This window comes from Streptomyces sp. NPDC037290, from assembly GCF_055603245.1.
Genome location: NZ_JBVJVZ010000002.1, coordinates 523848 through 538638 on the forward strand (window position 1 = coordinate 523848; position 14791 = coordinate 538638).

The 14791-nt window shown below is 73.5% G+C and carries 13 protein-coding genes; 2 read left to right on the forward strand and 11 right to left on the reverse strand.

What is annotated here, in order from left to right:
- Nucleotides 1-183: 183 nt before the first annotated feature.
- The 6 genes from ACZ7HQ_RS08040 to ACZ7HQ_RS08065 form a co-directional block, all read right to left on the reverse strand.
- Nucleotides 184-606 carry an acyl-CoA thioesterase gene (locus ACZ7HQ_RS08040; protein ID WP_470986252.1) on the reverse strand — a complete coding sequence of 141 codons (423 nt, stop codon included), beginning with the start codon at nucleotides 604-606 and terminating at the stop codon, nucleotides 184-186.
- A gap of 50 nt (nucleotides 607-656) precedes the next feature.
- Nucleotides 657-1277: a hypothetical protein gene (locus ACZ7HQ_RS08045; protein ID WP_470986255.1), complete on the reverse strand. Its 621-nt coding sequence runs from the start codon at nucleotides 1275-1277 to the stop codon at nucleotides 657-659.
- A gap of 116 nt (nucleotides 1278-1393) precedes the next feature.
- The gene (locus tag ACZ7HQ_RS08050; RefSeq protein WP_470986256.1) at nucleotides 1394-1993 is read right to left on the reverse strand and encodes a histidine phosphatase family protein; all 600 of its coding nucleotides are present in this window, start codon (nucleotides 1991-1993) and stop codon (nucleotides 1394-1396) included.
- Nucleotides 1994-2034: 41 nt separating this feature from the next.
- Nucleotides 2035-3201 carry a serine hydrolase domain-containing protein gene (locus tag ACZ7HQ_RS08055; protein WP_470986257.1) on the reverse strand — a complete coding sequence of 389 codons (1167 nt, stop codon included), beginning with the start codon at nucleotides 3199-3201 and terminating at the stop codon, nucleotides 2035-2037.
- A gap of 74 nt (nucleotides 3202-3275) precedes the next feature.
- Nucleotides 3276-5075, reverse strand: coding sequence for a trypsin-like serine peptidase (locus tag ACZ7HQ_RS08060; protein WP_470986260.1), 1800 nt, complete (start codon nucleotides 5073-5075; stop codon nucleotides 3276-3278).
- A 143-nt stretch (nucleotides 5076-5218) separates the two neighbouring features.
- Nucleotides 5219-6430, reverse strand: a complete 1212-nt coding sequence (locus tag ACZ7HQ_RS08065; protein WP_470986262.1) for a pyridoxal phosphate-dependent aminotransferase — start codon at nucleotides 6428-6430, stop codon at nucleotides 5219-5221.
- 81 nt (nucleotides 6431-6511) lie between these two features.
- Here ACZ7HQ_RS08065 and ACZ7HQ_RS08070 point away from each other — a divergent pair, with 81 nt between their 5' ends.
- Nucleotides 6512-7138, forward strand: a complete 627-nt coding sequence (locus ACZ7HQ_RS08070; protein WP_470986264.1) for a winged helix-turn-helix transcriptional regulator — start codon at nucleotides 6512-6514, stop codon at nucleotides 7136-7138.
- Between the two features lie 109 nt (nucleotides 7139-7247).
- Here the strand turns inward: ACZ7HQ_RS08070 and ACZ7HQ_RS08075 are convergent, their stop codons facing one another.
- From ACZ7HQ_RS08075 to ACZ7HQ_RS08085, 3 genes are read right to left on the reverse strand one after another with little or no spacing between them, the layout of a single operon-like run.
- Nucleotides 7248-8027 carry a hypothetical protein gene (locus ACZ7HQ_RS08075; protein WP_470986266.1) on the reverse strand — a complete coding sequence of 260 codons (780 nt, stop codon included), beginning with the start codon at nucleotides 8025-8027 and terminating at the stop codon, nucleotides 7248-7250.
- Nucleotides 8027-9289, reverse strand: a complete 1263-nt coding sequence (locus ACZ7HQ_RS08080; protein WP_470986269.1) for a VWA domain-containing protein — start codon at nucleotides 9287-9289, stop codon at nucleotides 8027-8029. Before ACZ7HQ_RS08080 ends, ACZ7HQ_RS08075 begins: the two co-directional genes overlap by 1 nt.
- A 9-nt stretch (nucleotides 9290-9298) precedes the next feature.
- Complete coding sequence (locus ACZ7HQ_RS08085) at nucleotides 9299-10813, reverse strand: IucA/IucC family protein (RefSeq protein WP_470986272.1); 1515 nt, start codon at nucleotides 10811-10813, stop codon at nucleotides 9299-9301.
- Between the two features lie 94 nt (nucleotides 10814-10907).
- Here ACZ7HQ_RS08085 and ACZ7HQ_RS08090 point away from each other — a divergent pair, with 94 nt between their 5' ends.
- Nucleotides 10908-12398: an IucA/IucC family protein gene (locus ACZ7HQ_RS08090; protein WP_470986274.1), complete on the forward strand. Its 1491-nt coding sequence runs from the start codon at nucleotides 10908-10910 to the stop codon at nucleotides 12396-12398.
- 13 nt (nucleotides 12399-12411) lie between these two features.
- Here the strand turns inward: ACZ7HQ_RS08090 and ACZ7HQ_RS08095 are convergent, their stop codons facing one another.
- Together ACZ7HQ_RS08095 and ACZ7HQ_RS08100 are read right to left on the reverse strand one after the other, a co-directional pair.
- A complete protein-coding gene (locus tag ACZ7HQ_RS08095) occupies nucleotides 12412-13236 on the reverse strand; it encodes a CAP domain-containing protein (protein ID WP_470986277.1) in 825 nt (274 codons plus the stop codon).
- A gap of 360 nt (nucleotides 13237-13596) precedes the next feature.
- The gene (locus ACZ7HQ_RS08100; protein WP_470986279.1) at nucleotides 13597-14595 is read right to left on the reverse strand and encodes an ArsR family transcriptional regulator; all 999 of its coding nucleotides are present in this window, start codon (nucleotides 14593-14595) and stop codon (nucleotides 13597-13599) included.
- Nucleotides 14596-14791: the final 196 nt, after the last annotated feature.

A 14791-nucleotide genomic window follows, 5' to 3' on the forward strand; every position in this document is an offset into this window, starting at 1 on the left:
GGGCGAGGGTGCCAAACAGAGAGCGCATAGAGAGACACCCGCTGCCTCCCCCTGCCCCCCTCCCCCCCCCCCCCCCCCCCTCCCCCCCCCCGCCCCCCCCCCCCCCCCCCCCCCCCCCCCCCCCCCCCCCCCCGCCGTGTGCGGTCACCGGGGACGTACCCGAGGTGCTGGGGCCGCGGCACGCTACAGGCCGAACAGGCCCGGGTCGGCCGTCAGTTCCGTGAAGACGCCGCCCGGATCGGCGACCAGCCGGCGCTCCTTCAGGTCCAGCAGGCCGGCGACCGCGGTGACTTCGGCAGCCACCGTCCCGTCCGTCTTGCGGATCTCCTGCCGGATCCGGAAGGTCTTGCCCCCACTCCACTCGAACGCGCAGGTCACGTCGACCTCGTCACCGGCGAGCAGCTCCCGCCGGTAGCGGATCGTCGTCTCCAGCGCCACCGGCCCCACCCCCTGGCCCATGAGCTCCGCCTGGGTCACTCCGGCCGCCTGCAAGAGGGACCAGCGGGCGTGCTCCGCGTAGTTGACGTAGACCGACTGGTTCAGACGGCCCTGCACGTCGGTCTCGTAGCCGCGGACGGTCAGGCGCACGGAAAACGGTTCGCTCACGGGTTCCCCTCCTCGTGTACGACACACAGACCACCGATCCTCGCACGCGCTCACACCCGGCGCGGCGAGGCCAGCACGAAGCGCACCCTCGTCCGCGGCTCCGTGTACTCCCCGGCCTGCCAGCCCGCGTGCTCCAGCGTGGCCGCGCAGGCCGCCAGGGCCGCCGCGTCCGGCGCGTACACGGCGACCGCCTCCGGCTGCGCGGTCGCGCGGACCCGGTAGCCGTCCGCGTCCCCGCCCGCCGGACGGTGCCCGGCCGCCTCCAGGGCGAGCGCGGCGGCCCGCACCAGATGCGCGCGCTCCCAGCCGCACGGCCGGTCCACCGCCCCGTCGGGGCTGGTCATCCGGCGCAGCTCCAGCAGCCCCTGCCAGGCACTGCGGACCTCGCGCAGGCGCGCCGGCCCCTGCCCGGGCGGCTCCTCCTCGCCACCCACCCTGGCCGCGAACACCCCGGCGTCCTGCCCGGTCTCCTCGGGCGGCGCGGGCTCCGCCTCCCGGGCCCGGTGCCCGGCCGGGGTCAGGAAGTACGCGTGCGGCGGCCGGGGATGGCGGAAGGCCAGCCCTCGCTTCACCAGCGCCGCGAGCTGCGCCTCCGTACCGCGCAGCCGCCCGGTCTCCGGATCGGCGGCCTCGATCAGCCGCCGCTGTGCGGCGGTCGGCGGTCGCGTCACAGCGCACTCCTTCCGGTGCCGTCCCTGTCCGGACCCGCCCGGGGCAGGCCCACTGCGCAGAGTACGACCCGGGTCTGACACCCCCGGGAGCCCGACAGCGGCCCGTGGGCAGCCCGTCACTCCCGCGGCCGGATGTTCCACCCCGCCACCACCGGCCGCGCGTGCTCCGTGCCCAGCCGGCACAGGGCCCCCGTCGCCAGCTGGAACAGGGCCCCGTGCCGGGGCGCAAGGCCGAGGCGGCGGGCGGTCAGGACGCGCAGGAAGTGGCCGTGGGCGATCAGGACGACCCCGCCCTCGGTGTCGGCGAGGGCGGCGTCGGCCTTGGCCAGCATCCGGTCGGCGCGCTCGCCGACCTGCTCCGGCGTCTCGCCCGGGTGCTCCGGCGGCCCGGGCGCGACCCCGTCCGTGAACAGGAACCAGCCGGGCCGGCCCCGCTGGATCTCCCCGGTGGTCACGCCCTCGTAGCCGCCGTAGTCCCACTCGCGCAGGTCGGCGTCGACCCGGGCGTCGGGGATGCCGATGAGTTCGGCGGTCTCCCTGGCCCGCTGCAGGGGGCTGACGAACGCGGCCCCGATCCGGTGCGAGCGGATCAGCGGCACCAGCCGGCGTGCCTCCTCCCGCCCGTGCTCGGTGAGGGGTACGTCGGTCCAGCCGGTGTGCCGTCCGGACCGCGACCACTCGGTCTCACCGTGCCGGACGAGAAAGAGGTCACCCACGTCAGCGCCCTTCCCGCTCGCCTGTCAGCACGGTGTCACAGTCAGGCGGCCGCCCGCAGGACGGACTCGGCCAGACGGCCGTTCTCCAGGGCGGCGCCCACCCCGGAGGGGAAGGCGAACCGGCGCCGGGTGTAGGCGTACGCGATGCCGTTCGCCGGGTCGGCGAAGCCCAGCGAGCCGGTCGCGCCGCTGTGCCCGAAGGTGCCGGGGGCGAGGAACGGGTAGAGCCCCGGGGTGTACTCGAAGCCGCGCGCGAAGTGGTCCTGGCTGCCGGTGACCAGGTCGGGTCCGCCCGGGGTGCGCAGCGCGCCGAACAGCGCCGCGGTCCCGGGCGTGAGCAGCGGCGGCCGGCCGTCCACGGTGCTGATGGCGGCCGCGAACATCCCCGCGACCCCGCGCGCGTTGCCCACCCCGCCGGAGGACGCCGGCCCGAGGGCCTTCACCCGGGGGTGATTCCCGAAGGCCACCAGGTCGGTCGGCTCCGGCCCGTGCGCGTTGAAGGCGATGCCCCGGATGCTGTCCGGAGCCGCCGCCCGCTCCTTCAGCAGCGCGGCCTCCTCCGGGGTGGGCACCAGCGGCTGCACGTCCACCCAGCGGGGCTCCGCCTCCGCGGGCAGCCCCAGGTAGTAGTCGAGCCCGTACGGCGCCCGGATCCGCTCCTCGTACAGCTCCTGGATCGACCGTCCGGTCACCCGGCGCACCACCTCGCCGGTGAGGGCGCCGATGACGAAGGCGTGGTAGCCCCAGGCGGTGCCCGGCTCCCACAGCGGCCTGCGCCCCGCCAGCCGGGCCGAGGTGATCCGGTCGTCGGCCAGCTCCTCGACGGTGAAGGGCCGTTCGGCGTCGCTGACGAGTCCGGCCCGGTGCTCCAGCAGCTCGCCCAGCGTCAGCCGGTCCTTGCCGTGGGCACCGAACTCGGGCCAGTACGCGGCGACTTCGCGGTCCAGGTCGAGCACCCCGTCCTGCACCAGCAGTGCGACGACGAGGTGCGCGGCTGCCTTGGCGAGGGAGTACAGGGTCGTCAGCGAGTCCCCGTCGATGCCGTCGCCGTCGGCGGGGGCGCCCCACAGGTCCACCACCCGCCGCCCGTGCCGGTACACCACGAGCTGGGCGCCCGGGTCGTCCCGCTCCTCGGCGAGCACCGCCGCGAACTCCTCGCGTACGCCCTCGAATCCCTCCGCGACCGTTCCGTGCACATCGACCGGCATGTGTCGTTCCCCCTCTTCGCTGACATCCGACGGGGATCGTCAACGGGTACCGGCCGCGGGGCATTCCCGGTGGCTCAGCTGCCCGGCGGGACCAGTGTGTTCTCGGTGCCGAGGGCCTTGGCGCCGGTGTCGGCGTACAGCGAGGTCTCGCCGTCGGACCAGCGCACGACCAGGTCGTTGCCGGTGTGGTCGGAGGTGAGGTCGCCGGTGGTCATGACCTGGGCGTGCTGCCAGGTGCCGTTCGGGCCGCGCAGCCGGGAGCGGGTGCCGAGCCCGGAGGCCGAGACACCGGCGAAGCTGTCGAGCGAGCCGTCGGACCAGCGCACGAGCAGGTCCGCGCCGGCCGTGCCCCCGAGGGCGCCGCCGGTCAGCAGCGCGGCCTTGGTCCAGGTGCCGTTCGGCCCGAGGATCCGCTTGCCGGTGCCGAAGGAGCCGGAGCGTATCTGGGTGTACAGGACCAGGCTGCCGTCGGACCGGCGCGTCAGCACATCGGTCGCGCCGTTCGCCCCGTGGAACTGCCCGGCGGTGAGCTGTACGACGTCCTTCCAGGCGGAGTTGGGCTTCGCCATCTGCACCTCGCTGCCCACTCCGGAGGTGCCGAGCGCCGGGTACAGGGTGACCTCGCCGTCCGACCAGCGCACCAGGAGGCCCGGCCGGGTGCCGCCGAAGGTCCCGCCGGTGACGCTGCGGGCGTGCGTCCAGGTGGAGTTGGCCTTCAGCAGCCGCTTCTCGGCACCGAACGCGCCGTTGCCGTCCCCGGGGTACAGCGTCACCCCGCCGTCGGACCAGACGACGAGCAGGTCGCCGAGGTCGTCGCCGGTGTAGTCCGCGGAGGCCATCAGCGCGGCCTTCTGCCAGCGGGTCGCGCCGCCGGGCAGCTGGAGCCCCAGGTACGGGGGCAGACCGGCGGGCGGGTCCTGGCCGGCCACCGCGTCGGCGAGGAGGTTCGCGGCGTCGGCGCCGAACGCCGGGGCGTAGCTGATGTAGTCGACGTTCGCGTCGTTGCCGCCACCGTTGTAGCCGCCGAGGTTGCCGATGACGTGGCCGCTGCGGCTGCCGTCCTGGTAGTCGGTGATCCAGGGGCTGCCGGACACGCCGCCGTAGTAGCCGCCGCAGGTCATCGACATCTGCCGGTAGCCGGGGAGCTGACTGGTCGGCACGGTGCACTTGATGGCGCGACCGGCGCTGTTGTGCTGGTAGGAGGGGTAGCCGACGACGGTGACGTGCTTCTGTGTGTAGCTGCCGGGCCGGGTGAACGTCAGGCCGCCGCCCACCGCGTCCTGCAGGCTCTGCCCCTTCTGGTTGGCCGAGACCCGGGCGAACGCGGTGTCCAGGTCGGACCAGGGCTTCTTGGTGGTCGAGGAGCCCTTGTCGGGGACGTAGCGCGGATCGATGGAGACGTGCTGGATGTGGAAGATGCCGTACGGCTGCTTGTCGGGTCCGGCGCCCTTCACGAACTTCGGGACGAAGACGTAGTCGCCCTTCATGTTCAGCGCGCAGTGGGCCGCGGTGAGCACGATGTTCCGGACCGGGGTGTCGATCACGCTGCCGGTGCAGTGCCAGGTGGTGCCGCCCGGCCCGTCGGACCCGAAGAAGGTGCCGATCAGCGGGTTCCCGCCGAACATGGTGCCCTGTGGCCGGCCGGCCGCCGCGACCGACTGCCCCGGCCCGCTCGGTGCGACGCGTGCCGCGTCCAGCGGCCGGGCGTCCGCCATGCGCTGCGCGGTCCAGAAGCGCGCGGCCTGCCGGGCCTCCTGGCCGCCGGAGGCTCTGGGCGCCGGGGACACCCCGGCGTGTGCGGCCGGAGCGATCAGGACCACGTCCGTCGCGCACAGCACGGCGACGGCCGCCCGGCGTATTCGATCCGATATCAACGAAGCTCCCCCTGGTCTGCTGGAACCGGACCAGGGGGAGCGACGGCGCGCTGGTCGGGCGCCCACGCACGGCCGGAGTCGGCTCTGTGCGGGGTCCCCCTGATCATGCGGGGCTGATCTTCGCACGGACGCGGCCGAACGGGCTAATGCTGCCGGTACCCGCCGAGGAAGCGGCCGATCCGGCCGATCGCGGCCTCCAGGTCCTCCGCGTGCGGCAGGGTGAGGATGCGGAAGTGGTCGGGGGAGGGCCAGTTGAAGCCGGTGCCCTGGACCACCTGGATCTTCTCGCGCAGCAGCAGGTCGAGGACGAACTTCTCGTCGTCGTGGATCCTGTGCACCTTCGGGTCGATGCGCGGGAAGGCGTACAGCGCGCCCCTGGGCTTCACGCAGGACACGCCGGGGATCTCGTTGAGCTTCTCCCAGGCCACGTTCCGCTGCTCGTACAACCGGCCGCCGGGCCGGGTCAGTTCGAGGATGGACTGACGGCCGCCGAGCGCGGCCTGGATGGCGTACTGGGCGGGGGCGTTGGCGCACAGACGCATGGAGGCCAGCATGGTCAGGCCCTCCAGGTAGTCCTTCGCGTGCTGCTTGGGTCCGGTCACGACCAGCCAGCCGGAGCGGAAGCCCGCCACCCGGTACGTCTTCGACAGGCCGCAGAAGGTGAGGACGACCAGGTCGGGGGCGAGGGCGGCGGCCGAGTGGTGGACCGCGTCGTCGTACAGGATCTGGTCGTAGATCTCGTCGGCGAACACCATCAGGCCGTGCCGGCGGGCCAGGCCCAGGATGCCCTCGACGACCTCCTTGGGATACACCGCACCGGTGGGGTTGTTCGGATTGATGATCACGACCGCCTTGGTCCGGTCCGTGATCTTCGAGGCCATGTCGGCCAGGTCCGGGTTCCAGTCGGCCTGTTCGTCGCACAGGTAGTGGACCGCCTTGCCGCCGGCCAGGGTGGTCGCGGCCGTCCAGAGCGGGAAGTCCGGCGCGGGGACCAGGATTTCGTCGCCGTCCTCGACCAGCGCCGTCACCGCCAGGGAGACCAGCTCCGAGACACCGTTGCCCAGGAAGACGTCGTCCACGCCGACGTCGAGGCCGAGGTTCTGGTAGCGCTGGGCGACCGCGCGGCGGGCGGAGAGGATGCCGCGCGAGTCGGTGTAGCCGTGCGCCTGCGGCAGCATCCGGATCATGTCCTGGAGGATCTCCTCCGGCGCCTCGAATCCGAAGGCGGCCGGGTTGCCGGTGTTCAGGCGCAGCACGCTGTGCCCCGCCTCCTCCAGCGCGTTGGCGTGCTCGATCACCGGGCCGCGGATCTCGTAGCAGACCTCGCTGAGCTTGTTCGACTGCCGGAACTCCATGCGCCCCTCCGGAAACTGGTGTTGCTTGGTTTTACCAAGTGGACGCTTGGAAAGTCCAACATCTTGTCTAGACTGCGTTGCATGTCACCACGCCGAAGCTACGACCAGTACTGCTCCGCAGCCCGCGCCCTCGACCTCGTCGGCGACCGCTGGACCCTGCTGATCGTCCGGGAGTTGCTGGCCGGCCCCCGCCGCTACACGGACCTGCACGCGGACCTGCCCGGCGTGAGCACGGACGTACTCGCCTCCCGGCTCAAGGACATGGAGCGCGACGGCCTGACCACCCGCCGCCGGCTGCCTCCGCCCGGAGCGGCGTACGTCTACGAACTGACCGGCCGGGGAAGGCGGTTGCTGCCCGTCCTGCAGGCGCTGGGCAGCTGGGGCGAGAGCGAGCTGGGGGAGCGCCGGCCCACCGACGCGGTCCGCGCCCACTGGTTCGCGCTGCCGCTGCTGCGGTCCCTGGAGGGGGAGGGAACCGTGGAAGTGCACCTGGAGGAGGGGGACTTCCATGTGCGCGTCGGCACCCAGGAGGGCGCGGTGTACGGCGACGGCCCCGCACCCGACGAGGCCGACGCCCGGCTGGCGCTGGACGCGGCGACCTGCGAGGCCGTGGCCCGCGGCGAACTGAGCCTGCCGGACGCGGTACGGGCCGGCCGCGTGACGGTGACAGGCACCGGCACCCTGGCCAAGGCCCTCCGCGACTCCTGAACCACCCGCCCGCACCTGACGGTGGCCGGGTCGCCCCTGCCTCCGGCGCTTCCCGGCGCAGACGGGCGTGCCATGCCCCGCGACTCCGGCATGATCCGCCGGACAGGCCCTAGGGGCGCCCGGACCCCCGGGTCAGCGCATACCCGCCAACCCCGGCGAGAGCCGCCAGCGCGCCCCCGATCGCCGTCCACACCCACCGGTCGGACCACCAGCCGGAGGACCAGCCGTCGTCGGAGCCGAAGCTGGACAGCACCGCCGCCTTCGCACCGCCCCCGCCCTCCTCGGACTTGACGCCGATCCCGGGAACCAGCGGCTTGCCCAGCGAGCCGTCCACCGCCGCCGCGCCGCCGACGTCCTCGGAGCCGACGCGGACGTCGACGCCCACCGGCTTGCCCAGGTCGGCGGAGCCGAGGTCCACGACCGTCAGCCGGACGTAGTACGTGCCCGGCAGCGGATCATTCCCCCACGGCTCCGACCAGGACCGCACGGTGCGCAGCACACAGGCCAGTTGCACGGAGGACGCATCCTGTGCCGCCGTACGGGTCGCAGCCCCGTACTGGCAGGCCTGGCGCCGGCGCAGCCCGTCGTACACGTCGATCTGCCAGCTCTGCGCCCCGTGCGTCGCCGGCAGCTTCACCGTCGCCCTGACGGTGGGCCGCTGCCCGGTGTCCGCGGGGAACGACCAGTACAGGTAGTCACCCGTCGAAGCCGACGCCGTGGCCTGCTGCCCCTGCCGGAGCTCCGTCGCCGTACGGAACGACGTGCCCGCCCGCGTGGGCGCGCTGCCGTCGGCGGAGGCGCCGGGCGACGGGGAGGAGTCGGCCGCGGCCGGTCCGGCCGCGAGCCCGAGCGCGAGCAGTGCCGCACCCCACACGCGTGTGATCCGCATCAGTTCGTCCTCCAGACCGTGACCCGCCAGCGCGACAGCCAGCCCCACACCAGACCTGCCAGGAAGCCGGTCAGCACCAGCGCGCCCAGCAGCCACCAGCCGCGACCGAGACCGAAGGAGGCCACGTCGTGATGCCCGGACGGTCCGTCCACGACATCGACGGTCAGCTCCAGCGGCAGACCGGGCGTGGTCTTCACGCCCGCCGCGGCCGAGAAGGAGTTGGTGACCTGCAGGCACACCGTCTCCGCGGTCGCCGTGTCGTCGTCGCCCTCCGGCTTCGGGTAGCGCAACCCCGTCGAGACGGCGTCCGTGCGGCCCGTGCCGCCGGCCTCGCCGCGCACGATCTCCCGCCCGTGCAGGGTCACCGCCCGCAGCAGCACCCCGTAGTCCGGGTTCACGGCGCGGTCGTCGGCCACGCTCACCGAGGCGCGCAGCTCCTTGCCGGGGTCGACGTCGACCTTGTACCAGCGCGGCTGCCCGAACTCCGCACGGTCCGTGTACAGCCCGGACTTCAGGACCGGCGCCTTCTCACAGCTCGCGGCGCCCTCGGTGGCCACCGGCGTGACCACCGGATCGGCCGCCCGGTCCACCAACTGCCCGACCCGGTCGGAGAGTTCCTCCTTGTGCCGTACGTCGGTGTAGGTGCCGCCGGTCGCGTCCGCGATGCAGCTGAGCTGGTCGCGGGTCCTGGCGTCGGGCACCAGGCCGAGGGTGTCGATGGTCAGCCCGATGCCCTTGGCCGCTATCTCGCGGGCCACCTCGCACGGGTCGAGCGGCTGGCAGGTGTCCTCACCGTCGCTGATCAGGACGATACGGCGGGTGCCCGCGCCGCCGTTCAGGTCGTCTGCCGCCTTCAGCAGCGCCGGCCCGATCGGCGTCCAGCCGGTCGGCTGCAGCGTGGCCACCGCCGTCTTCGCGTCGGTCCGGTTCAGCGGGCCGACCGGGTAGAGCTGTGCGGTGTCCTTGCAGCCCTCCCTGCGGTCGTTGCCGCGGTAGTTGGCGCCCAGGGTGCGGATGCCGAGCTGGACCTCCTTGGGGGTCGCGTCCAGCACCTCGTTGAACGCCTGCTTCGCCGCGGCCATCCGCGAGCCGCCGTCGATGTCGCGCGCCCGCATCGAACCGCTGACGTCCAGCACCAGTTCGACCTTGGGAGCGGCCTGTTCCGTCTCGTCGGCGACGGCTCCGCCGGGGAAAGCGATCCCGGCCGCCAGGGCGGCGAGGAGAGCACAGACTCCCGCCGCCAGCCGTTGTCTTGTGATCATCGGCGGATCTTATTGACCGGACGGGCCGGGCTCCAAAACGAGCGGGTTCGGCAGGCACGTCCACTGGTCGCCCGGGGTCTCGGGGGACAGCCGCATCAGGGTCAACGCCTTCGCGGGCAGCGGTCCTTCGCGCAGGGCGCGCAGCCCGGCGGTGTCCGGGAGGTCGGGTACGGCGGCGGCCAGGGCCGCCCCCAGCGCCGCGCCCGAACCCGCCGTACCGGCCAGCGCGCCCCCCACCAGGGAACCGAACAGCTTGCGTCGCAGGGCCGTTTCGTCGTCGGTGATCAGGCGTCCGGTGAGCGCGGGCGGGGCGATGCCGTGCCGGGCCAGACGGGCGGGACTGATCCGGATGTCGGCCAGGTCGCGGTAGACCAGCCGCAGGGGCGTGCCGTCGGCCGCCAGGATCACCAGCAGGTTCTGGCCGTGCGCCTCCAGGGCCACGCCGAGGTCGAGCAGGCGCAGGCCCACGGTCAGTGCCAGCCGGGCGAACGCGGTCAGCCAGGCGGGGGAGTCCGGCAGGGCGGTGGTGGCGAGCGCGGCCACCGGGACGACCCGTTCGCCCGGGCCCGCGTACACCTCGGGCGACTCGCGCAGCAGCGCGGCCAGGTCGGGGGAGTGGGCCGAGACCGCGCCCAGCGTACGGGTGACGTGCAGCAGTCCGTCGGTGCGCGCCGCCAGCCGCGCGGCGAGAGCGGACAGCGGCGCGGCCGCCCGGACCGAGTACGGCGAGATGTCCCGCACCGACGACGTCAGCCGGGCGCTCAGCGCGGTCTTCACATGCGGGCCGTCCGGCAGCGCGAGGGTGCGCAGGGACAGCAGCGGACGGCCGGGACGCCAGGGGTCGTACGACCGCTTCAGGACGTGGTCGGCCTGCCAGGGGTGCACGGGCACCAGCAGCCGCCCGCCGTCGCGCAGTTCCTCCGGCCAGTCACCGCTGACCAGGCACCCGGCCGCCGGCACCGGCACCGTCCCCAGCTCCACCACCGGCCGGTGCTCGGGACCGTACGCCAGCTGGTCGGCCACCGAGAAGCCGGGGCGGGACCGGCAGCCCGGGTGGTACGGATGCCCGTCGGTCACCCGCTGCTCCCACTCCCAGTCCAGCTCCGGCCACTCCTTCGGGTGATCCGCGGCCGCCCGCGACAGCGCCAACGAGGCGACGCTGTCGGCCAGTTCGGCGGCGAAGGCGGTGCCGTGCGGCACCGCGAGGGCGGTCATCAGCCCGGCCGGATCCACCTGGCGCTCCCGGTCCAGGCGGACGCCGGTGACGTACGCGCTGGTGGCGTACGGGTCCGCGGGCGGCCCGTACAGACTCCGGCCGTCGGCGAGCCGCAGCGCCAGGCTGTGCGCGCCGTGCGTCCGGCCGGTGATCCACGGCAGCGGCTCGTGGGCCAGCGACCGCCACAGCCGGGTCAGTACGGCGGCGCGGGCGCCCGGCAGCTCCGCCGTGTACCGGGGCAGCAGCGCCGGCCGGACGGCGGCCAGCTCCTTGGCGACCCGGGCCTCGGGGGTGGGGGGACGGTGCACGGTCGGCTCCTCGGTTGCACGCTGCACGCAGGACGATTGTCGGGGACGACAGACATACTGGGCGCGACGACCCCCGACGAAACGAACGGATCGCGTGGACCTCTCACCCCCCACCGGCACCGTCGGCCGCCACGCCGACGCCTACGCGGCCGCGCCCCTGCTGAACTGCCTGCTGCGCGAGGTGGCCGAGCCGCTCCCGGACCCCGGTGACCCGCCGGTCCACCGGCTGCCGAGCGGACGGCTGCTGCGGGTGCGCGCCGGTCGGCGCCCCACCGATCCCGAGGTGCGCACCGCCGGGGGCTGGCACCGGGTCGGGCACACCGAGCTGGTCAAACTGGTCGCCGAGGAGCTGCGCCGGCACACCGGACTGCCGGGCGGCGACCTGCCCGCCGAGATGATCGACAGCCGGGACGCGGTCGCCGCGCTGCTCACCGCCCGCGCCCGGGCGACGCCGCCTGAGGATCCCTATCTGCGCTCCGAGCAGTCCCTGATCACCGGCCACCCCTGCCACCCCGCCCCCAAGGCGCGCGGCGGTGGCCCGGTCGGGTCCTGGCTGCCCTACGCCCCCGAGGCGCACGCCCGCTTCCCGCTGGTGCTGCTCGGGGTGCGCGAGGACCAGGTGGCCGAGGAGGGCGACACCAGCGCCCTGGACGCGCTCGGCGCCGCCCCGCCGGGCTACCGGCTGCTGCCGGCCCACCCCTGGCAGTTGGAGCTGGTGGGCCGGGAGCTGACGGAGGCCTTCGCCGACGGCCGCCTGCTGCGCCTCGGCGAAACCGCCTTCGACACCTGGCCCACGGCGGCGGTCCGCACGGTGTACGAGCCGCGGCGCGACCTGTTCCTGAAGTTCAGTCTGGATGTCCGCATCACCAACGACATCCGCCGGCTGTGGCGCCATGACCTGCGCAGACTGCGCCGCACCGACACCGCCGCCGGGCACGCCCTCGCCGCGGTGGGGCCGCCCGCCGCCTGGCTGAGCGACCGCGGCTACCGCACGGCCGCCTTCGCCTTCGAGGAACTGGCCGTCCTCGTCCGGGACGGTCTGCGCGGCCACCTGCTGCCGGGTGCCACCCCGCTGCTCGCCGCCGGCCTCGCCGAGGGCTTCGACGGCAGCCCGCTGGCCACCGCCACCGACCCGGAGGCCTGGTGGGAGGCGTATCTGCGTCAGGTCGTGCCACCCGCCCTGACGGCCTTCGACGACCACGGAGTCGTCCTGGAGGCCCACCTCCAGAACACCCTGGTCGCCGTGGACGCGGCCGGCACACCCGTCCAGGCGCTGTTCCGGGACGCCGAGGGCGTCAAGCTGCTGCCGGACGTGAGCAGGGCCGGAGGCTGGGAGCGGCTGGTCTACTGCCTGGTGGTCAACCACCTCACCGAGATCGCCGCCGCCCTCGCCGAGCACCACCCCGGTCTCGACCCCTGGCCCGCGGCCCGCGGTGAACTCGCCCGGCACCGTCTGCCCGAGATCCCCGCCCTGCTCACCTCGCCCACCCTGCCCGGCAAGACCAACCTGCTGCTGCGCTGGACCGGCGCGGACGGCGCGGACGCCCGCTACCTGCCGCAGCCGAACCCGCTGTCGGCCCGCTGACCACCAGCGCGGTTCACCGGGCCGTGCCGAAGTCCTGGGTCCAGTAGCTGCCCGGCTGCGCCAGACCGACGCCGATCTGCTGGAACGAGCAGTTGAGGATGTTGGCCCGGTGTCCGGGGCTGGACATCCAGCCCGCCATGACCTCGTCCGCGGTGGCGTAGCCGTAGGCGACGTTCTCGCCGTAGGCGCTCCAGTTGTAGCCGGCGGCCGTGATGCGGTCGCCCGGGGCCGACCCGTCGGACCCCGTGTGCGACATGTTCTGGTGGGCCGCCATGTCCGCGCTGTGGGCCTGCGCGGCCTTGGTCAGCGCGGAATTCAGGGTCAGGGGCTGACAACCGACCTTGCCACGCTCGGCGTTGACGAGCTGCACGATGCGCGCGACGACCGCCGACGCCGTGGCGGTGGCCTTCGGCGCGCTCGGCGTGGTCTTCGGGGCGCTCGGCGTGGCCTTCGGCGTGCTCGGTGCGGCGGGGGCGGCGGGCGCGGTGGCGGTGGGCCGGGGGGCGCTGGGAGCAGCGGTCCTGGTGGGCGCGGGGGCCGTGACCTTCCTGTGGGCCGTGACCTTCTTGTGGGTGCCGGGGTGAGCGGTGGCCCGGGCCTCGGGGGACGCGGTGGCCCACGGGGCGCCGGCGTGGTGGTGGCCGTTGCGGTGGTGATGCCCATGGGCGTGGTGCCATCGCGGCTGTGGCGTGCTCGTCGCCGCGACGTCGGACTGGTCCGCCGTGCCGTACGGCCAGTCGGAACAGGCCAGGGCGACGGACGGCACGCCCACCGCGCCGATGGTGACGGCGGCGACGACTATCTGCCGCACATGCTGTGTCCTGCGGTGCTTGCCCATGCGTGAACCTCACTCGGTGATCGCCGGGCGCTCATTCTCAGGACGGCCTCACAAGGAGCGCAAAAGGCCCCGCTACTACCTCGGCTCGTAGGCGCGGCGGGCCCTTGCCAGGCGGGCGAAGGAATGCAGGCTTCGCGTTCGCGATGTTTGCTCGTTGCTGGCGACCCGTCAGAAGGGCGCTGCCGGAGACGAGTCCGGGAGGGTGCCGGGCGGGCGCCGGGCCGTCGCTCGAACAGCGCTCCACGTCCATGGCAAGCCGGACAAATCCCATATGTCACCGTGGCGGCTCCTACTAACCAGTAGGACTAGTAGCCCGGGGCCATGTGACAGACCTCACCTTCAGCGCCGGTGTGAGACGGGTCAGCCCATGGCCGCGCCACGCAGAATCGCTTCGCCCGTCTCGGTCAGGGAGTGGATGACGCGGCGGCCCACACGCCGGCTGACCACGATGTTGCAGTCCCGCAGGACGCTGATGTGCTGGCTGATGGCCCCGGGGGTGCAGTTGATCTCCGCGGCCAGCTCACTGGTGGACGCGGGGATCACCAGCGACTCGATCACCGAGGCCCGGACCTTTCCGACCAGAGCCGCCAGCGGACTGGGGCGGTCGGACTGGCCGTGCTTCCATATGCCCGCTCCGCCGGGCCGCGGGTAGACGACCATCGACTGCAGCGGCGGGAGCATGGTGAGGACCTCCGAGCCGCAGAAGATGCTCGGTACGAGCACGATCCCCTGGCCGTCGAGCTTGGTGTGGAACTCGTAGCTGCTCTGCACGGAGAGCTGGGAGCCGTCCCAGCCCACCCGCTCGTGGAGCGAGGAGAAGACCGAGGCCGCGCCGGAACTCTCCATGATCCGCATCCGGGACCCGATGTCGTGGTGCAGTTCGCGCTGCAGCCGGCGCCAGTGAGGTTCCAGCGCCAACTGCCAGTAGGTGTGCAGCAAGTCGGTGAGCGTGCTGATCGCGCGTTCCGGCTTGGCCAGCATCTGCCGGTGCACGGGTTCCGCGCCGCTCCGCCAGGCGGACGGGGTGCCGGTGTCGGAGGCCATCCAGGCCACTTCGCGGACCAGGTCCTCGGGATCCGTGGCCCGCACCGCCTCCAGCTCCTGGTCGATGCCCGCCGACGCGGCGCCGGGCGCCGGTGTGAGGAAGTCGGGTATGTAGCCGGAAGGCGGGATCACGGCGCGCAGTGGCCTGAGATCGACGGTCTTCAGCCTCGACTGGACGTCGTGCACCCAGGGAAGGTGCTGCCGGCGCAGTTCCGGCCATGCCAGCATCCGCAGGCTGTACACGCACTCGCCCAACGGGGAGAGTGAGAAGCGGACCCTCGCGACGTCATCCGCCATTGCCTCGTAGCGGATCACTTCGCCTCCCCCTGTCCCGAGCAGGCGCCGCGACCCACGTCGGGCCGTCGTTCCCCGTCGACGCGTCCGCTCGCTCCACCGCCATCCTAACGGCATCCCCCCGCGGGGTGCACGTGCCGCCCGGGGGAGGCGGAGGCCGCCGTACCGCTTGCCAACTCGGCTGGAAAAACCTGAGGTTGAGGCGGCGAAAGAGGCC

Coding starts and splice junctions, on each gene's coding strand:
- ACZ7HQ_RS08080 (WP_470986269.1), bottom strand. CDS start 9,289: ATGATCACAAGACAACGGCTGGCGGCGGGAGTCTGTGCTCTCCTCGCC.
- ACZ7HQ_RS08075 (WP_470986266.1), bottom strand. CDS start 8,027: ATGCGGATCACACGCGTGTGGGGTGCGGCACTGCTCGCGCTCGGGCTC.
- ACZ7HQ_RS08065 (WP_470986262.1), bottom strand. CDS start 6,430: ATGGAGTTCCGGCAGTCGAACAAGCTCAGCGAGGTCTGCTACGAGATC.
- ACZ7HQ_RS08070 (WP_470986264.1), top strand. CDS start 6,512: ATGTCACCACGCCGAAGCTACGACCAGTACTGCTCCGCAGCCCGCGCC.
- ACZ7HQ_RS08055 (WP_470986257.1), bottom strand. CDS start 3,201: ATGCCGGTCGATGTGCACGGAACGGTCGCGGAGGGATTCGAGGGCGTA.
- ACZ7HQ_RS08095 (WP_470986277.1), bottom strand. CDS start 13,236: ATGGGCAAGCACCGCAGGACACAGCATGTGCGGCAGATAGTCGTCGCC.